This window comes from Nisaea sp. (genome assembly GCF_040217065.1).
In the GTDB taxonomy this organism is placed as follows: domain Bacteria; phylum Pseudomonadota; class Alphaproteobacteria; order Thalassobaculales; family Thalassobaculaceae; genus Nisaea.
In genome coordinates this window covers 91461-109645 of the sequence record NZ_JAVJNX010000001.1, presented here as the reverse complement: position 1 = coordinate 109645, position 18185 = coordinate 91461, and the positions used below count along the sequence as shown (strand labels likewise).

Genomic DNA, 18185 nt, shown 5'->3' with positions numbered 1-18185 from the left:
CCATCCCTTCATGCTGCGCACCGCTAACGTCTCGTCCGCAGCCCTTCGGCAAGTCGGAAAAGGCCGTGCGCGCCTGTGTACTCTCCCAGTTGGCGACAGCGTATACCATGCTGCGTCACCGCCCGGGTGCAGAGATCGGTGAGGTCAGGGTTGCCGATTATGCAAACCTCTGATCCGGGCGCGAGATCGCGGACCGCTGATGCCACCTCGCTGCCGATCAGCAGGCCGGAGAGAAAACTGCCGGTTTCGTCGACGGGCAGAGTTTCCAGCAATGCGCCGGCACGCACGGTAAAGAGGTGGGCCAGCAGCCCGGCATCCGACCGGACGGCGGCCAGCCCCTTTTCGAATCCGGCGTCGGACCAGACGGCATGTTCGATGGTGGCGCCGAGGATCGAGTGCCGTCGCAACACATCGAATAGCTCGCCCGTCATGTAGGTACGGAAATCCTTGATGATCCCGTCTTCGAGCCAGGCCCACTTGCTGTGGGTTCCGGGCAGGCAAAGCAGATGGCGTCCCGGCCCGAGCTGCGCGAGCGCCCCGAAGATCTGCAGCTCCTCGCCCCGCATCACATCGGCACGCCCGTCCTGCGAGAGAGAGAGGCCGGGCGCGATCCAGAGAGCGTGGCCGGATTCCGTTCGGGCGGCGATGGCGTGATCGGCAAGACTTTCCGGATCGGCCGGGCAGGGTATGTAGGGCGCCTCGAACCAGCCCTGCCGGCTGCCGATCATGCCGCCGAGGATGATCAGGGGCGCGTCTGCGCCGGCGGGCGGAAGCCAGTCGCCGATGATTGTGTGAAAGGCATCCTCGAAGTCCCCATCGTCGATTGCCCGGATTCCTGCGGGGGCATCGCGCCGTTCGAGGACGCTACCGTCTTCCGCCATGCGGAATGCCCGCAACCGGGTGGTCCCCCAATCCAGAGCCAGCACTGCAGTCTCACTCATCATCATGTTCCTCCTGATCTGGACCGGAGCTTGACTCGCCGTTATCCGGTTGCAAACCTCGCTGCCGTCCTTAATAGGTTGCAAATCAGAAAAACGCTAAGGGAAGGAATAACCCTCATGAAGCTGTTGCGGTATGGCGCACCGGGTGCCGAAAAGCCGGGGATTCTGGATGCCGACGGGAAGATCCGCGATCTCTCCGGCATTGTCGGCGATATCGACGGTGCGGCGCTCAGCCCCGAGGGTCTGGCGAAAATCAAGGCGGCGGACACCGCGTCCCTGCCGGTGGTCGATGGTGACCCGCGTCTCGGCGCCTGCGTCGGCAAGGTCGGCAAGATGATCTGCGTCGGCCTGAACTACAGCGATCACGCCGCCGAATCCGGCATGGACGTGCCGCCGGAGCCGATCATCTTCATGAAGGCGACCTCCGCGATCTGCGGCCCGAACGACGATACAGTCGTGCCGCGCGGCTCCAAGAAGCTGGATTACGAAGTCGAACTCGGCATCGTCATCGGCAAGAAGGCGAAATATGTCTCCGAAGCCGACGCGCTGGATTATGTCGCCGGCTTCTGCGTGGTGAACGACGTCTCCGAGCGTGAATTCCAGGCGGAGCGCTCCGGCCAGTGGACCAAGGGCAAGAGCTGCGACACGTTCGGCCCGACCGGCCCCTGGATGGTGACAAAGGACGAGATCCCGAACGCGCAGGCGCTGGGCATCTGGGCCAAGGTCAATGGCGAGACCCGGCAGGACGGCAACACCAACACCATGGTCTATGGTCCGGCCTTCCTGGTGCATTATCTCAGCCAGTTCTTCACCCTGGAGCCGGGCGACGTGATCCCGACCGGAACCCCGCCGGGTGTCGGCATGGGCTTCAAGCCGGAGCCGAAATACCTGAAGGCCGGCGATGTGGTCGAACTCGGCATCGACGGTCTCGGCGTGCAGCGCCAGACCTGCGTCGCCGACAGCTAGGCCAGTCAAAATAGGGAAGATGACCATGGTGAGTTACGATTTCACAAAACGTGCCGCCGTGGTCACCGGCGGCGCACGCGGTATCGGCAAGGCGGTTGCAGCCCGTCTTGCCGCCTCCGGCGCCTCCGTCAGCCTGTGGGATACGGACGGTGACAAGCTGGCGGAGACCGCCGCCGAACTGGGCGGCAACATCCATACGTCCGTGGTCGACATCACGAACGATTCCGCCGTCGACCGGTCGGCGGCGGAGGTCGAGCGGGAGTTCGGGCGCCTCGATATCATGGTCAACAGTGCCGGCATCACCGGCCCGAACGTGCCGACCTGGCAATATGGCGTCGCCGACTGGCGCCGGGTGATCGATATCGACCTGAACGGCACCTTCCTGTGCTGCCGGGCGGCGGTGCCCTACATGCTGCGCAACAATTACGGCCGCATCGTCAATATCGCCTCGGTGGCCGGCAAGGAAGGCAACCCCAATGCGCCCGCCTACAGCGCGGCCAAGGCCGGCGTGATCGGCCTGACCAAGTCGCTCGGCAAGGAGCTGGCGGAATCCGGCGTCACCGTCAATTGCGTGACCCCGGCGGCAGTGAAAACCGATATCTTCGATCAGATGACCGAGGAGCATATCAATTTCATGCTTTCGAAAATCCCGATGAAGCGGTTCGGCCAGGTCGATGAAATCGCCAATCTCGTAGCCTGGCTGAGCTCCGAGGATTGCAGCTTCAGTACCGGTGGCGTATTCGATTGCTCAGGAGGACGCGCGACCTACTGAAGATCTTCTTCAGGGCGCGACAGGAGCAAGGATAGCTGCCATGCGAGCCCGGCAGACAGACATACTGATCCGGAACGAGGCTTTCTATACGGCCTTCACCACCCGTGACCTGACGGCAATGGCAAGCCTGTGGGCCTCGGAGATGCATGTCAGCTGCATTCACCCGGGCGGCACGCCGCTGTTCGGCAGGGATGCCGTGATTGCGAGCTGGGCACGGATCCTGTCCAGCCCGGTCAGGTCCTCGCTGCAGTGCCTCGAGCCGAAAATCCATTTGTTGAGTGAAGACCTGGCCATCGTCGTCTGTTTCGAGCAGTCCGGCGGCGAGATGCTGAGTGCGACAAATATTTTCGCGCTGGAGAATGGACGCTGGGTTCTGGTCCATCACCAGGCCGGACCGGTGGCGGGGGAAACCGGTTCGGCGGCGGACATGCCGGCGCCGCGGCTCCTGCAGTAGTTTTTCCGCGCGTCACGGCATGTTTATTTCCCGAGAGGGCGGATTCATGGCACTCCGGTCGTAAATTCAACGGTCAGGGAGGAACATCATGGTCCGGCTGCGTCCCGTTCTGCTTGCTGTCATTCTGGTTCTGGTTCTGGCCGCCGGCACGACCAGAGCGGAAGTGGCGAAGCCCTATTCCGGAATGGTGATCGTCGCGACGGGCAAGCCGTTCGGCGGCTTCGTGAAGGCGCTCTCCTCTGCGATCAAGAGCCGGGGTTTCAACATTGTCGGTGTCGCCTGCGCCACCTGCGCGGCGAAATCCCAGGGCGTCACGATCCCCGGCAACAGGGTGTTCTTCTTCTTCAAGCCGGCTTACGCGGTGCGCATGCTCGCCGCTTCGGAAGCGGCGGGGATCGAGGCGCCGATCCGGATCTATGTCACCGAGGCCCCTGACGGATCGGCTGTCGCGACCTATCGGTTGCCATCCCACGTTTTCGGCGCCTACAAGGTGCCGGCGCTTGACACGCTCGGGGGCGAACTCGATGTTGACGTCGAGGCGATCCTGGCTGCGGCCACAGCTGGAAACTGAGCTTAGAATCGTAGGTACAATGAGTCTCGCAATCCCCTCTGTTTCCGCACCGCAGCGGTCGCTTTTCCTGGCTCTTGCGGTCGCGACTCTTGCGATTGCCGCCCTGCATTTGCAATATGCGGACTGGCGCCGTGTGGCGATGCTGGCGATCGGCTGCGGGCTTGGTGTCTCGCTGTATCACGCCGCGTTCGGTTTTACCGGCGCCTATCGCAAATTGCTGGTGGAGCGCGATCTGAGCGGCATCGTCGCCCAGGCAGTCATGCTGGCAATTGCCATGATCCTGTTCGCGCCAGTGCTGAGCGCGGGTGGCGCCTTCGGGCTGAAAGCGGGACCGGCGATCGCGCCGCTCAATGTCTCCCTCGTTGCCGGCGCCTTCATCTTCGGTCTTGGCATGCAGCTCGCGGGCGGTTGTGCCTCGGGCACGCTCTTTACCGCCGGTGGCGGCAATGTCCGGATGATCGTGGTGCTGGTGTTCTTCTGTGCCGGCTCTTTTTGGGGAACGCTCGACCTGCCCTTCTGGCGCGCGCTGCCCAGTCTGGGTGCGGTCTCTCTCGGCCGGGAGTTTGGCTATACGGGCGGCGTCGCGTTGCAGCTCGCCATGCTTGGCGCCATTCTCGGCGCTCTCTGGCTCTGGGGTGCGCGGATCAGGCAGCCGCTCTGGGGCGGCGCGACGGCGCTGAACTGGCGCACACTCGTTCATGGTCCCTGGCCGTTGCTGCTCGGCGCGATCATGCTGGCGTTGCTCGGCTTTGCCACCTTGCTGGCAAAAGGTTTCCCCTGGGGAGTGACATGGGGCTTCACGCTGTGGGGTGCCAAGGTCGCAATGGCACTCGGCTGGGATCCGGCAAGCAGTACCTTCTGGCAACCGGCCTGGCGGCAGGGCGCACTGCGGGCGGATTTGCTGATGGAAGCAACGTCGCTGATGAACATCGCGATCATTCTCGGCGCCGGGATGGCGGCATCCCTCGCGGGCAAGGTGGCGCCGAACCTGCGCATGGGCTGGCGGCCTTTCCTCGCGGCCGTCATTGGCGGGCTGATGCTTGGCTACGGCGCCCGGCTGGCCTACGGCTGCAATATCGGGGCGTTCTTCGCCGGTATATCCTCGACCAGCCTGCACGGCTGGGTCTGGATTTTCGTCGCCATGGCCGGGAATGTCATCGGGGTCCGGCTGCGGCCGCTGTTCCGGCTCGGCTAGACAGCGGCGATTGTCTGCACTTCGACGAGAAACTCTTCCTGCACCAGCCGGTCGACCACCAGCAGGGTATTCGGCGGATAGGCGCCGTCCGGGAACATCTTCGGAAAGGCGCGCTTGCGGAATGCCTTCAGCTTCGGAATGTCCTGGCTGTGCACGAGGTAGGTGGTGAACTGCACCACGTTGCCCCAGCCGGCCCCCTCCGCTGCGAGCGCCTTTTCGATATTGCCGAAAACCTGTTCGCACTGGGCGTCGAAACCATCAACCCCGACCGAGGCACCGTTCTCATCGGCCGCCAGCGATCCGGCGATGAAGAGAAACTCCGAAGCCTTCACGCGCGTGATGTGACAATACTGGCCGAGCGGTGCCCCAAGGGTCGGCGGATTGTAGATCTTGATATTGGCGGTCATGCGGAACTCCTTCCTCTTGGTGATCGAGAAGCTGTTCGGCATCAAGGCTCGCATATGGTGGTCTGCGGGGTAAAGCGTTCCGGCAAAGCTGCCCGGAAATAGCCAGAATGCGACTGAGGTATTCTGGGCGCGACAAATTTTCATTGTTTATTAAGGCGCTACCAAATCCTTAGCCGTCTGGCTCCCGGTATTTGCATGCCTCAATCGGCGGTTGCTGGCGTACCGTGAACACTTCGTCGCCGTGCCGGGAAGCCATCCGATGCCAACCGCTCTTCCAGTCGTTGCCGCTCCCGCCGGATATGGCCGCGGTATCGCCTGCCAGCTCACCGCCGTCTTCCTGTTCTCGATCATGGGTATTCTGGTCAAGGGGCTCGGGGATTCCTATCCGACGTCTCAGATCATCTTCTTCCGGAGCCTCCCGGCACTGCTGCCGCTGTTCCTGTACCTGCCGGTCCAGGGCGGCTGGCGTGCGCTGCTGACCCGCCGGCCGGACCTGCAGTTTGTCCGGGCGGCCGTCGGCGTCGCCTCCATGTTCGCGGGCTTCTACGCACTCTCCCAGATGGATTTCGCGACCTACGTCACGATCAGCTTCTCGGCGCCTTTGTTCGGCACCCTGCTGGCCATCCCGTTCCTGGGGGAAAAGGTCGGCATCAAGCGTCTTTCCGCCGTGCTGACCGGCTTTGCCGGGGTGGCTCTGGCCGCTGCGCCGGATGGTAGCGGGATCAGTCTTTATGCCCTGCTCGCCCTCGGCGCGGCCTTTGCCTATGGCGCCATCATGGTGGTCATGCGCAAGCTCGGCAGCATCGACCGGAGCGCGGCGACGGTGTTCTATTTCACCCTCGCGGGCGTGATCGCCGGCGGCATGGTGATGCCGTTCGAATGGGTCACGCCGACCTCCGTCGATCTCGCCCTGCTGGTCGGTGTCGGCGTCATCGGCGGCGTCGCGCAGATTCTGATGACGGAAGCCTTCCGTCAGGCGCCGACCTCTGTCATTGCCCCGTTCGACTATACTGCCATGCTCTGGGCTGCAACCCTCGGCTATCTGGTGTTCGGCAATATTCCGTCGAACCAGGTGATGGCGGGTGCCGGCATCATCTGCTGCGCCGGGCTGTTCATCCTCTATCGCGAGACAAAGCTGGGCCTTAAGAAGCCGAAACTGAAACGCTCCAGCCTCTAGGCTTCCCGGTCAGCCGATCAGGCGGGCGACCTCGGCCCGGAGATAGGGCAGGATTTCGCCCTCGATCCAGGGGTTCTTCTTCAGCAGATTGCCGCTGCGCCAGCTCGGATGCGGTAGCGGCAGATTGCGCGGAAGATATTCCCGCCAGCTCCGGACGGTTTCCGTCAGGGTCTTCTTCCGGGCCTTCCCGAGATATTCCTTCTGGGCATACATACCGGCCAGGATGGTCAGCTCGATTTCCGGCATATGGCCGAGCAGTTCCGCGTGCCATTGCGGCGCGCATTCCGGGCGCGGCGGGGCATCGCCCCCATTCGGCAGCACCCCCGGATAGCAGAACCCCATCGGCATGATGGCGATCCGTTCCGACAGGTAGAATGTCTCCCGGTCCAGTCCCATCCAGTCCCGCAGCCGGTCGCCGGAGCGATCGTTCCAGGGAATGCCGCTTTCATGCACTTTCGTTCCGGGCGCCTGCCCGACGATCAGGATGCGGGCGCCCGGACACGGTACGACAACGGGGCGCGGGCCAAGCGGCAGGTGTTCCGCGCAGGTCCGGCAGGCGGAGATCCGCGCGACCAGACTGCCGAGCGGCTCAGGCACGGTCAAAGCGGCGACGGTCATGGCGTTGCCGGACGAACAGCAGGCGCCAGAGCAGTGCGAGAAAAGCGTGCAGGATCCAGGCAACCACGACACCGGCGACCGCGAAGCGCGGGTCAATGGTAAGGGTCGGCCGGTAGGCCTGCCATGTCGCCTGCCCGACCGCCTGATCCAGATGTTTGAAAGCGATCCAGGGACGCAGCATGTAGGGCGCCTCCGTCAACCTGGAGAGAGCCTCGTCCAAGCCCAGCGCCCGCTCCCGGCGATGCAGCATATTGTCTGCACCGGACCGGATGGCGGCATCGTCCGACGCCCGGTAACGATCTGCGAAATCATCAAGGGACAGGCCGAAGGCACCGGCATCCTCCACGTCCTTCCTGTGCGCGGCCATCACCTCGTCCCGGGCGCCGCCGAGGCGTTGCTCATATTCCTGCACAAGCTGCGGCAGCTGGGAGCCGCCGATGCCGCCGGCAGAAATCATGGCGATCAGAATCAGGTCGCGGAACATTTTCATCGAGGGGCCCCCCGCGCCGCTTGGCCAAATGACTGGCCGTGCGGCATGTCGGCAATCCCCAGATGCCGGGCCAGGGTCTGGCCGACATCGGCGAAGCTGCTGAGATGCCCGATCGACCCACGGGGGCGGGCGCCGCCGAGGGTAAGCACCGGGACATTCTCGCGGGTATGGTCACTGCCGCGCCAGGTCGGGTCGCAGCCGTGATCGGCGGTGATGACGGCGAGATCGTCCGGGCCAAGCAAGGTCTCGAATTCCGGCAACCGCCGGTCGAAGGCCTCGAGTGCGGCGGCATAACCCGCCGGATTGCGCCGGTGGCCGAAATGCACGTCGAAATCGACGAAATTCACGACGATGAGACTGTCCGGCCCGGCCTTGCGGGTTTCCGTCAGCATCAGGTCGAACATCGCCTCATTGTCTGGCGCCTTGACCTCCCGGCCGGTGCCGTCATGGGCGAAGATATCGCCGATCTTGCCGATGGAGATGACGGCTCCGCCACGATCCGAATGGCGTTTCGGCAATGTTGGCGCGGGGGGCAGTACGGAATAGTCCCGCCGGTTCGCGGTACGCCGGAAGCTGGCCGGGTCTTCTCCCACAAAAGGCCGGGCGATCACCCGGCCGATATTCAGCGGATCGACGAGCGTGCGTGCCGCCTCGCAGAGAGAGAGCAGCCGGTCGAGCCCGAAATGCTCCTCGTGCGCGGCGATCTGCATCACGCTGTCGGCGGAGGTATAGATGATCGGCTTGCCGGTGCGGATATGTTCCGCGCCCAGTTCCTCGATGATGACCGTCCCGCTGGCATGCTTGTCACCGAGCCAGCCGGGCAGGTCGGCGGCCGCCATCAGACGTTCCATCAGGTCGGCTGGAAAGCAGGGTTCCGTTTCGGGAAAGTATCCCCAGTCGAAAGTAACCGGGACGCCGGTCAGCTCCCAGTGTCCGCTCGGTGTGTCCTTGCCGTTGCTTATCTCGGATGCATATCCCCAGCCGGCGTCGATTGGGGCCTCTGTCAGGCCGGGCGCGGGCCTTCCCGTGCTGGCTTCGACTGCACTTCCAAGACCGATACGGCAGAGATTTGGCAGGGAGAGAGGGCCGGAGCGCTGTTCATTGTCTCCGCGTCCGGCGGCGCAGGCGTCCGCGATATGGCCGACCGTGTTCGAGCCCGTATCGCCGAACGCCTCGGCATCGGGGGCGCCGCCGATACCGACGGAATCGAGGACGATAAGGAAGGCCCGGGCCATCAGCTGACAATCTCCACAATCGGGGAGGTTTCCGGTGGAGCGGTATCAGAAATTGTAAAGGCAGCTTTCAGGGCCGCGCCGGCGCGGGCTGCGTCCGCTTCGGTCCGGGCATGGACGATGGCGAGCGGATGGTCGCCGTCAACCCTGTCTCCGAGCCCGGCGATATCGCTCAGCCCGACGGAATGGTCGATCCGGTCTTCGGCCCGGCGCCGTCCGCCGCCAAGCTCGACGACGGCGAGCCCGACCTGGCGGGTGTCGATCGCCGTTACCGTCCCGACACGGTCGGCATGGGCCGCGGCCGTATGCGGGGCCTTGGCGAGCGCATCTGTGTCCCGGAGCAGATGGGTCGGCCCGCCGAGACAGGAGACCATGCGTTCGAACCGTTCGGCCGCCGCGCCGGAGGCGAGGGTCCGCAGCAACCTGTCCCTCGCATCGTCACGGTCAGGGGCGAGGCCGCCGGTAACAAGCATTTCCGCGCCGAGCGCGATCACCACCGCATGCAGCCGTTCCTCCCGGCGCTCGCCGGTGAGATAGTCGATGGTCTCGCGCAGCTCGACCGCATTGCCGGCGCTGTGGCCGAGCACCTGGTTCATGTCGGTGATGATCGCCGTGGTCGGAAGGCCGGCGCCGTTCGCCACATCGACGATGGAGCGGGCGAGGGCACGGGAGCCATCCAGCTTTTCCATGAAGGCGCCGGAGCCGGTCTTCACGTCCATGGCAAGGCCCTGCAGCCCGGCGGCGAGTTTCTTGGAGAGGATCGAGGCGGTGATCAGCGGAATGGATTCGACCGTCGCCGTGACGTCCCGCACGGCGTAGAAGCGCCGGTCCGCCGGAGCGAGATCCTCCGTCTGTCCGATGATGGCACACCCGGCCTGCGCGACCACCTTGCGAAAGCGGGAGAGTGATGGCGCGGTATCGTAGCCCCGGACTGAATCCAGCTTGTCCAGGGTGCCGCCGGTATGGCCGAGGCCGCGGCCTGAGATCATCGGCACGAAACCGCCGGCCGCCGCGACCATCGGTGCCAGCATCAGGCTGACCTTGTCGCCGACGCCACCGGTCGAATGCTTGTCCAGCACCGGGCCTTCGAGGGCACCCGCGTCCCAGTCGATCACGGTGCCGCTGTCCCGCATGGCAAGCGTCAGGGCGACGGTCTCTTCGGTATTCATGCCATTCAGGAAGACGGCCATGCCGAAGGCGGCGATCTGCGCCGGGCTCGCTTCATCCTTGGCGATGCGCTCGACGAAAGTCGCGATCTCGTTGTCCGAGAGGGCTGCGCGGTCACGCTTCTTGCGGATGATTTCCTGGGTCAGCATGGCGGCAGTCTCTCATCCTTTGTGCCCGAGTGTCTTGAGCAGCGCGTCAAGCAGGCTGCTGGCGCCGAACCGGAAGGTCTCCGGCGTGGCCCAGCCCGGCCCCATGATGTTGTCCGCCAGCCGCAGATAGGCAAGGGCCTGTTCCGTCGTGCGGATGCCGCCGGAGGGCTTCAGGCCGACCGGCTTGCCGCTTTCCCTGATCGCGTCCAGCATGATGTGGGCAGCTTCCAGAGTGGCGGAGACGGGCGTCTTGCCGGTGGAAGTCTTGATGAAATCCGCACCGGCGGCAATCGCATCCCGGCTGGAACCTGCTATGGCAGTCGCGGTTTGCAGGCGGCCGGTTTCCAGAATGACCTTCAGGTGCGCGGTGCTGCCGCAAGCATCCTTGCAGGCGGCAACCAGATCCCCGGCGATGGCGCTGTTACCATTCAGCCAGCTGTCATAGGGCCAGACCACATCCACCTCGTCCGCGCCATCACCGACGGCCTGTTTCGTGGTGGCGACGGCGCCGGCCACATCCGGGCGGCCCTGCGGGAAGTTCGAGACGGTGGCGACGCGGACAGTCGTTCCGGCAAGTGCGCTCTTCGCCTGTGCAACGAATGCAGGCCAGACGCAAACGGCGGCGACTGGTCCGGCGGGTGTCACGGCGCGCTTCAGCATGGCACCGACCGATGCCGGAGTGTCATCGTCTCCAAGGCTCGTCAGATCGAGCATGGACAACGCGCGACCAGCATCAGTCATGAATTGAGTCCTTCAAAAATTCCAGCAGCAGGCGGGTCATGGACTCCGCGATCGTCGCGCCCTGGGTCAGCGTGTGTTCGTGGTCGAGAATTTCGTTCGCCACCATGCCCGCGCCGAAATTGGTTATACCGGAAACTGCGGCAACCCTGAGGCCGGCATGCCGGGCGGCCAGCACTTCCGGCACCGTCGACATGCCGACGGCATCGGCGCCGAGGATGCGGAAAGCGCGGATCTCCGCCGGAGTCTCGAAGTTCGGGCCGAGCGCCCAGAGATAGATGCCTTCATGCAGAGCCACGTCACTGGCTTCGGCGCCGCGCCGGAGCGCGGCCCGCAGGGCGACGTCATAAGCCTGGGTCATGTCGAAGAAGCGCGGGCCGAGAGCCGCGTCATTCGGGCCGATCAGCGGATTGGCGCCGGACCAGTTGATATGATCCGTCAGCATCATCAGGCTGCCGGGTACCATCTCGTCCTGCAGGCTGCCGGCGGCGTTGGTCAGCACCAGGCTGGCGATGCCGAGCGCGGCAAGGGTGCGGACCGGCAGCACGATGTCGGCCAGCGGATGGCCTTCATAGGCATGGGCCCTGCCCTGCAGCACGAAGACTTCCCGGCCGGAGAGCGTGCCGTGGATCAGCGTTCCGTGATGGCCTTCGACACGCGGTTTTGGAAAGCCGGGTATATCGGCGAAAGAGACCGAGGCCGGGTTCTCGACCGCGTCCGCGACGGAGCCGAGCCCGCTGCCAAGCACCAGCGCGACCCGGGCGCTGCGTCCCGGCAATGCTTTGCGAATGGCGTCAGCCGCCGCTTCGTATGCGGTCACGTCCGCTCCTTCACATAGGGAGTGCCGCTGGCCTTCGGGGCGATGGCCTTGCCGATGAAGCCGGCCAGCAGGACCACGGTCAGGATGTAGGGCAGGGCCTGCAGGAGCTGAACCGGGAAGATGCCGATCACCGGCAGCTCGACGCCCTGCAGACGGACGGCCATGGCGTCGAGAAAGCCGAACAGCAGGCAGGCGAACAGGGTCGGCACCGGCTTCCACTTGCCGAAGATCATTGCCGCCAGCGCCATGTATCCCTTGCCCGCCGTCATGTCGCGCACGAAGGCGGCGGAATGGGCGGTGGAAAGATAGGCCCCGGCGATGCCGCAGAGAATGCCGGCGATCAGCATCGCGCTGTAGCGCAGGCCGGCGACGCTGATCCCGGCCGTATCGACCGCCGCCGGGTTTTCGCCAACCGCCCGCAGCCGCAGCCCGAACCGGGTGCGGTAGATCACCCACCAGGTCAGGGGTACGATGGCGAGGGCGAGATAGACGAGGATGTTGTGCCCGCTGATCACCTCCGCATAGAGCGTCCCGATCACCGGAATGCCGCGTGCGGCATCGGCGAAGGGCAGGGCGTGCTCGGTGAAGCGCGCTGAGGCATCGAGGGTCGGTGTGCGGCCGCCCTGGTGGAACCAGGCGATGCCGAGCACGATTGTCAGCCCGGCGGCGACGACATTGATGGCGACGCCGCTGATCACCTGATCGCCCCTATGGGTGATGCAGGCGAAACCGTGCAGCAGAGCCAGCCCGATCGAGACGGTAATCCCGGCGCCGAGTCCGGCCCAGGCCGAGCCGGTGACGGCTGCGGTCGCGGCGGCGGCAAAGGCAGCTGCCAGCATCTTGCCCTCGAGCCCGATATCGATCACCCCGGAGCGTTCCGAAAACAAACCGGCCATGGCCGCCAGGATAAGCGGCGTGGCAACGCGCAGGGTGGCGTCGAGGGTGAGCAGGATCAGGAGATAGGTATCCGCCATGATCGCCTCCTAGCCCCGCACCGGCATGAGCCGGCCGATCAGCCGCGCCATCAGCGGATTGAACATGTAGGCGAGCGCGCCGGAGAACAGGATGATGAAGCCCTGAATGACGATCACCATGTCGCGGGTGATCTGCTCGAACTCGAAATCCAACTCCGCACCGCCCTGATAGAGCGTGCCGAACAACAGGCTGGCCAGCACGATGCCGATCGGATGATTGCGTCCCATCAGGGCGACGGCGATGCCGGTGAAGCCGTATCCGGCGGTGAAATTCAGCAGCAGCTTGTGCTGCACGCCCATGATCTCGTTGATGCCGACCATGCCGGCCAGCATCCCGGACAGCGCCATGGTCCAGAAGATCGTCTTCTTCGGATCGATTCCGGCATAGACCGCTGCCGTCTCGTTCCGGCCGACCGTGCGGATGGCATAGCCCCAGCGGGTGCGCCAGATGAAAATGGCAACCAGAACCGAGGCGATCAGGGCAAGGACAAAGGAGAGGTTCAGCGGCGAGCGGGAGACGTCAATCCCGATGACGGCGAACATCTGATGCGCCATCGGCAGCCAGGCGCTTTCGGCGAATTCCCGGCTTTCGGGGGACATCTGCCCCGGTTTGATCATCACATTGACCAGCAGATAGACCATTAACGCCGAGGCGATGAAGTTGAACATGATGGTGGTGATGACGATGTGGCTGCCGCGATAGGCCTGCAGCCAGCCGGGCACCGCCGCCCATACGCCGCCGAACAAGGCGGCTCCGAGCATGGCCAGCGGCAGCAGAGCGTACCATGGCAGCAGACCGTCCAGCGCAAGGATGACGAGCCCGACGCCCAGGCCGCCGATATAGGCCTGCCCCTCGCCGCCGATATTAAACAGCCCGGCATGGAAGGCGACCGCGACGGCAAGGCCGGTGAAGATGAAATTGGTCGTGTAATAGAGTGTGTAGCCGATCGCCTCGTCATAGCCGAAAGCGCCGTACAGCATCACTTCGAGGGCCTCGAGCGGATTTTCGCCGAGGATCAGGATGACGAGCGCCGAGACCGCGAGCGCGGCCAGGATGTTCAGGGCCGGGATGACCCCGACATCAACCCATTTCGGGAGCTTGATCGGCTGGCTCATGCGGCTTCATTACCCTGGGCGTCGTCTTCTGAAATATTCGCCATCATCAGGCCGATCCGCTGCGGGTCCGCGTCGGCCGCGCTCATCTCGCCGACGATGCGGCCGTCCGACATGACCAGAATGCGGTCGGAGAGGGAGATGATCTCGTCCAGCTCGACGGAGACCAGCAGCACCGCCGCTCCCCGGTCGCGCATGGCGACGAGCGTGTTGTGGATGAACTCGATGGCGCCGATATCGACGCCGCGGGTCGGCTGGCCGACCAGCAGCAGCTTCGGCTGCGTCTCCAGTTCCCGGGCCAGCACGATCTTCTGCTGGTTGCCGCCGGAGAACATGGCGGCGGCCAGATGCGGGTTCGGCGGGCGCACGTCGTAGCGCTCCATCTCCGATGTGCAGTCGGCGATGGCCGCCTCCCGGTCGAGCAGCAGGCCATCGTTGAACCGCTCCCAGTCATGATGACCGAGGATGTGGTTCTCATGCGCGGGGAAGGCGGTGACCAGTCCCATATGGTGCCGGTCCTCCGGCACGTGGGCGATGCCGAGGCCGCGCGCCTCATGCGGATTGTAGGGCGTCGCGGCGGACACCGTGCGGGTGCCGTTGATCGAGAAGGAGCCGCCGGAGAGCGGGCGGATACCGGCAAGCACCTGGAGCAATTCGCTCTGCCCGTTTCCGGCGACCCCGGCAATACCCACGATCTCGCCCGCGCGGACTGAGAAGCCGACGGCTTTCACACGGTCCACGCCCTGTGCATCCACGACGGAGAGAGCATCGACGTGCAGGATGGTCTCGCCGATCTTCGGTTCCGGCTTGTTCACGCGCAAGAGGACCTTGCGGCCGACCATCAGCTCGGCGAGTTCCTCGGCGCTGGTTTCCGATGTTTTCCGGTGCGCCACCATCTCGCCGAGGCGCATGACCGAAACGCTGTCGGTGGCGGCCAGGATTTCGCGCAGCTTGTGGGTGATCAGGATGATGGTGACGCCGCGCTCCCGCAGCGCGTCCAGAATCTCGAACAACCGGTCCGCTTCCTGCGGTGTCAGCACGCCCGTCGGCTCGTCCAGCACCAGGATGCGGCAGCCGCGAATGAGCGCCTTGAGAATCTCGACCCGCTGCTGCTGGCCGACCGAAAGATCGCCGACAAGGGCGTCCGGGTCGACCGTCAGCCCGTAATCCTTCGACAGCCGGGCCAGTTCGGTCCGTGCCGCCCGCTCGCCCTTGTCGAGCAGGGCGCCGCCTTCAGAGCCGAGCATGACATTGTCGAGCACGCTCATGGTGTCGACCAGCATGAAATGCTGATGCACCATGCCGATACCGAGATCGATGGCGGCACGGCTCGAGGCGATGGTGACCGCTGTGCCGTCGACCAGGATCTCCCCCGCATCGGCATGATAGAAGCCGTACAGGATCGACATCAGGGTCGATTTACCCGCGCCGTTCTCGCCGACGATGCCATGAATGGTCCCGGGCATGACGCGCAGATCCACATTCCGGTTCGCCTGAACCGGCCCGAAATTCTTGCAGATGCCCTTCAACGCGATGGCGGGCGGCTTGCTGCCGCCCGCCCCGTCGACACCCGTCATGGGCTGTTGGTGATCGGAAGTCATGGTGTCTGATACGCGGCCGTCAGTACGGACAGGTATTGTCGGCCATGTAGTCATGCACCTTGATTTCGCCGGACTTGATGCCCGCCTCGGCCTGCGCGACCGCCGCTTTCATCTCGTCGGTGATCATCGCCTTGTTGTGCTCGTCCAGCGCCCAGCCGACCCCGTTTTCGCCGAGACCGAGGACATTGATGCCCGGCTTCAGGTCGCCCGCCTGGGCGGCTTTGAAGACGTTGTAGGCCGCGATATCCACGCGTTTCAGCATTGAGGTCAGCATGGTGCCCGGATGCAGGTAGTTCTGGTTGCTGTCCACGCCGATGGCTTTCTTGCCCGCATCTTCCGCAGCCTGCAGCACACCGAGGCCGGTGGAGCCGGCGGCCGCGAAAACAACATCCGCGCCGCGGTCGAACTGGCTGCGGGCGAGTTCTGCACCCTTGGTCGGGTCGTTCCAGGCGGCGGGGGTGCTGCCGGTCATGTTCTGCAGAACCTCGATGTCGTTGTTCGCCCACTGGGCGCCCCCGACATAGCCGCAGGCAAAGCGGCGGATCAGCGGGATGTCCATGCCGCCGACAAAGCCGAGCTTGCCGGTCCCGGAGGCTTTCGCCGCCAGCACGCCGACCAGGAACGAGCCTTCATGTTCGTTGAACACGATGGACTGGACATTCGGCACGTCGACCACGCTGTCGATGATGGCGAAGCTGGTGTCCGGATATTCCTTGGCGATCTTCTCGATGGCCGGGCCCTGGGCGAAGCCGACACCGAGGATCGGGTTGGCCCCCCTGCGCGCCATGCGGCGGATCGCCTGCTCGCGCTGGGTTTCGTTCGTCACCTCGAACTCGAGATACTTGACCCCGGATTCCTTGGCGAAACGCTCGGCCCCCTCGTAGACGCCTTCATTGAAGCTCTTGTCGAATTTGCCGCCCATGTCGAACACGACGGCCGGCTTGAACTCGGCGGCATCGGCAGCGGCGCCGATCCCGAGCGCGGCGATCGCCGCGAATACCCACTGTTTCATTATGTGCCACCCCTGTTTATTAAGGCCGCTCAGGGCCTGTTCGCGGATTGCCATCCGTTCCGGTAGTCTAAAAAAGAAACCGGTCGGAGTCCTGCTGCTTTTACCGATCAGTAAAATCGCGGAAAACCCGCAGATTTCAATGACCGCCGGGGATTAACCGATGAGTACGCCGCGTCTCAAGTCGAAAATGCTGGTTCAGGCCGGATTGCGTCAGTGCATGGCGCTCGGTCTGATGGCGACCGTGGTGCGTTCGGGCGATGACGATGCGGGCACGGTCTATCTCAAGATCAACCGTCTGGGACCCGGCTTTACGATCCTGGCGCTGGCCCGCGAGCTGGATGGCAGCCTGAGATGGCGGTCACGAACCGGCGCTGTGCCGGTGCCGGAAGCGGATGCCGACGCGGTACTGGAGAAGGAGCGCCGGATTGACCCGGACATCTGGGTGCTGGAAATCGAGGATCGCGAAGGCCGCAACCCGCTGGAAGACGCCCTGTTCTTCTGATCCCCCACGGGAAGTCCTGCCGGCCGCACGGAACCTGTGCCGGTGCGGAACGGCCCGGCCCATTGCATCCCTCCGCCGCCTCCATATCTGAATAGACGATTCGACGGACAGGAGAGCGACGGATGGAGATCAACGCGGATTTCTCGGCACTTGTGCGGACCGACAGCAACCGGCTGCCCTGGGTCGCCTCGCCGATGGCGGGCGTCGATCGCCGCATGCTGGACCGGGTCGGAGACGAGGTCGCCCGGGCGACGACGATCGTGCGCTATGCGGCGGCCAGCAGCTTCTCCGCCCATACCCATGGCGGCGGCGAGGAGTTTCTGGTGCTTGAGGGCACCTTTTCGGATGAGCATGGCGATTACGGACCGGGCATGTATGTGCGCAATCCGCCGGGTTCAAGCCATTCCCCCTTCACCCGCGGCGGCTGCACGATCTTCGTCAAACTGCGTCAGATGCGGGACGAGGATCAGGCGTTCGTGCGCATCGATACACGGGCCGAAGATGCTGCCTGGGAAGAGGGGGCGGCCGCCGGAGTGGCGGTGCTGCCGCTGTTCGACGCGGTCGATGAGCATGTCTATGTGACGCGCTACGATGCGGAGGCGGTTCAGCCGGCCTTCGAGATGCCCGGTGGTGGCGAGTTTCTCGTGCTCGACGGTGCTCTGCTGCACAATGAGGACGCGTACGGTCCCGGCAGCTGGCTGCGCTTTCCGGCCGGAGCGCGGGCGGCCTTCAGTGCACCGGAAGGTGCCCTGGTCTGGACAAAGACCGGCCATCTGGCCGGTCTTTGATCCGAAAAATGTCTGGCCCGGTTACTCGGCGTCGGCCGCGACCTGGACCTTGACCATCTTGTCTGGGTCGACCGGCGGTTCGCCCTTCTTGATCTTGTCGACGAATTCCATGCCTTCGGTGACTTCGCCCCAGACGGTGTACTGACCGTCAAGGAAGCGGGCGTCCTTGAAGCAGATGAAGAACTGGCTGTCCGCGCTGTTCGGGCTCTGGGAGCGTGCCGCGCCGACCGTGCCGCGCTGGAACGGCGCGTCGGAGAATTCGGCGTCCAGCTTCTTGCCGGATCCGCTCATGCCGGTGCCGGTCGGATCACCGGTCTGCGCCATGAAGCCGTCGATCACCCGGTGAAAGACGATGCCGTCATAAAAGCCCTCGCGGGCCAGTTCCTTGACCCGTGCCACGTGCTTCGGGGCCAGGTCCGGCTTGAGTTCGATGACCACGCGGCCGTGGTCGAGATCGATGAAGAGAGTGTTTTCCTGATCGCTCAAGGTTTCGATCCT

21 protein-coding genes are annotated in these 18185 nt (G+C 64.5%); 8 read left to right on the top strand and 13 right to left on the bottom strand.

Annotated elements, in window-relative coordinates; all coding sequences use genetic code 11:
* Positions 1 to 23 precede the first annotated feature (23 nt).
* Positions 24 to 941 (bottom strand): 2-dehydro-3-deoxygalactonokinase, encoded by a 918-nt coding sequence (locus tag RH950_RS00580; protein ID WP_350052629.1) that lies wholly within the window; start codon positions 939 to 941, stop codon positions 24 to 26.
* Positions 942 to 1058: 117 nt separating this feature from the next.
* On the opposite strand from RH950_RS00580, the gene RH950_RS00575 reads away from it, so the two are divergent.
* From RH950_RS00575 to RH950_RS00555, 5 genes are all read left to right on the top strand, one after another.
* Complete coding sequence (locus tag RH950_RS00575) at positions 1059 to 1907, top strand: fumarylacetoacetate hydrolase family protein (protein WP_350052627.1); 849 nt, start codon at positions 1059 to 1061, stop codon at positions 1905 to 1907.
* Positions 1908 to 1932: 25 nt separating this feature from the next.
* A complete protein-coding gene (locus RH950_RS00570) occupies positions 1933 to 2679 on the top strand; it encodes an SDR family NAD(P)-dependent oxidoreductase (protein ID WP_350052625.1) in 747 nt (248 codons plus the stop codon).
* A 40-nt stretch (positions 2680 to 2719) separates the two neighbouring features.
* Complete coding sequence (locus RH950_RS00565) at positions 2720 to 3133, top strand: nuclear transport factor 2 family protein (protein WP_350052623.1); 414 nt, start codon at positions 2720 to 2722, stop codon at positions 3131 to 3133.
* 88 nt (positions 3134 to 3221) lie between these two features.
* The gene (locus tag RH950_RS00560) at positions 3222 to 3704 is read left to right on the top strand and encodes a DUF302 domain-containing protein (protein WP_350052621.1); all 483 of its coding nucleotides are present in this window, start codon (positions 3222 to 3224) and stop codon (positions 3702 to 3704) included.
* 19 nt (positions 3705 to 3723) lie between these two features.
* Positions 3724 to 4899 carry a YeeE/YedE family protein gene (locus RH950_RS00555; protein WP_350052620.1) on the top strand — a complete coding sequence of 392 codons (1176 nt, stop codon included), beginning with the start codon at positions 3724 to 3726 and terminating at the stop codon, positions 4897 to 4899.
* Here RH950_RS00555 and RH950_RS00550 read toward each other — a convergent pair.
* Positions 4896 to 5306 carry a RidA family protein gene (locus RH950_RS00550; protein ID WP_350052618.1) on the bottom strand — a complete coding sequence of 137 codons (411 nt, stop codon included), beginning with the start codon at positions 5304 to 5306 and terminating at the stop codon, positions 4896 to 4898. The two genes, RH950_RS00555 and RH950_RS00550, sit on opposite strands and share 4 nt — an antisense overlap.
* 259 nt (positions 5307 to 5565) lie before the next feature.
* Here RH950_RS00550 and RH950_RS00545 point away from each other — a divergent pair, with 259 nt between their 5' ends.
* Positions 5566 to 6483, top strand: coding sequence for a DMT family transporter (locus RH950_RS00545; protein WP_350052616.1), 918 nt, complete (start codon positions 5566 to 5568; stop codon positions 6481 to 6483).
* 9 nt (positions 6484 to 6492) lie between these two features.
* Here the strand turns inward: RH950_RS00545 and RH950_RS00540 are convergent, their stop codons facing one another.
* The 10 genes from RH950_RS00540 to RH950_RS00495 are packed head-to-tail and all read right to left on the bottom strand — an operon-like array spanning position 6493 to position 16397.
* Positions 6493 to 7101 (bottom strand): uracil-DNA glycosylase family protein, encoded by a 609-nt coding sequence (locus RH950_RS00540; RefSeq protein ID WP_350052614.1) that lies wholly within the window; start codon positions 7099 to 7101, stop codon positions 6493 to 6495.
* Positions 7073 to 7591, bottom strand: coding sequence for a DUF2937 family protein (locus tag RH950_RS00535; protein WP_350052612.1), 519 nt, complete (start codon positions 7589 to 7591; stop codon positions 7073 to 7075). The genes RH950_RS00540 and RH950_RS00535 overlap by 29 nt, the downstream gene beginning before the upstream one ends.
* Entirely contained in the window at positions 7588 to 8826 is a 1239-nt protein-coding gene (locus RH950_RS00530) for a phosphopentomutase (protein WP_350052610.1), read from the bottom strand. The genes RH950_RS00535 and RH950_RS00530 overlap by 4 nt, the downstream gene beginning before the upstream one ends.
* Positions 8826 to 10139 (bottom strand): thymidine phosphorylase, encoded by a 1314-nt coding sequence (gene deoA / locus RH950_RS00525; RefSeq protein ID WP_350052608.1) that lies wholly within the window; start codon positions 10137 to 10139, stop codon positions 8826 to 8828. The genes RH950_RS00530 and deoA overlap by 1 nt, the downstream gene beginning before the upstream one ends.
* 12 nt (positions 10140 to 10151) lie before the next feature.
* Positions 10152 to 10880 carry a deoxyribose-phosphate aldolase gene (deoC, locus tag RH950_RS00520; protein ID WP_350052606.1) on the bottom strand — a complete coding sequence of 243 codons (729 nt, stop codon included), beginning with the start codon at positions 10878 to 10880 and terminating at the stop codon, positions 10152 to 10154.
* Positions 10873 to 11697 (bottom strand): purine-nucleoside phosphorylase, encoded by an 825-nt coding sequence (locus RH950_RS00515; RefSeq protein WP_350052604.1) that lies wholly within the window; start codon positions 11695 to 11697, stop codon positions 10873 to 10875. Before RH950_RS00515 ends, deoC begins: the two co-directional genes overlap by 8 nt.
* Positions 11694 to 12671, bottom strand: coding sequence for an ABC transporter permease (locus tag RH950_RS00510; protein WP_350052602.1), 978 nt, complete (start codon positions 12669 to 12671; stop codon positions 11694 to 11696). Before RH950_RS00510 ends, RH950_RS00515 begins: the two co-directional genes overlap by 4 nt.
* 9 nt (positions 12672 to 12680) lie before the next feature.
* Positions 12681 to 13787 carry an ABC transporter permease gene (locus RH950_RS00505; RefSeq protein WP_350052600.1) on the bottom strand — a complete coding sequence of 369 codons (1107 nt, stop codon included), beginning with the start codon at positions 13785 to 13787 and terminating at the stop codon, positions 12681 to 12683.
* The gene (locus RH950_RS00500) at positions 13784 to 15385 is read right to left on the bottom strand and encodes an ABC transporter ATP-binding protein (RefSeq protein WP_350052598.1); all 1602 of its coding nucleotides are present in this window, start codon (positions 15383 to 15385) and stop codon (positions 13784 to 13786) included. Before RH950_RS00500 ends, RH950_RS00505 begins: the two co-directional genes overlap by 4 nt.
* Before the next feature lie 19 nt (positions 15386 to 15404).
* Positions 15405 to 16397 (bottom strand): BMP family lipoprotein, encoded by a 993-nt coding sequence (locus RH950_RS00495; RefSeq protein WP_350052596.1) that lies wholly within the window; start codon positions 16395 to 16397, stop codon positions 15405 to 15407.
* Positions 16398 to 16557: 160 nt separating this feature from the next.
* On the opposite strand from RH950_RS00495, the gene RH950_RS00490 reads away from it, so the two are divergent.
* Complete coding sequence (locus tag RH950_RS00490; protein ID WP_350052594.1) at positions 16558 to 16899, top strand: DUF1491 family protein; 342 nt, start codon at positions 16558 to 16560, stop codon at positions 16897 to 16899.
* A 122-nt stretch (positions 16900 to 17021) separates the two neighbouring features.
* Positions 17022 to 17687, top strand: a complete 666-nt coding sequence (locus tag RH950_RS00485) for a cupin domain-containing protein (protein WP_350052592.1) — start codon at positions 17022 to 17024, stop codon at positions 17685 to 17687.
* A gap of 21 nt (positions 17688 to 17708) precedes the next feature.
* On the opposite strand, the gene RH950_RS00480 is transcribed toward RH950_RS00485, so the two are convergent.
* Entirely contained in the window at positions 17709 to 18173 is a 465-nt protein-coding gene (locus RH950_RS00480; RefSeq protein WP_350052590.1) for a peptidylprolyl isomerase, read from the bottom strand.
* Between the last annotated feature and the right edge of the window lie 12 nt (positions 18174 to 18185).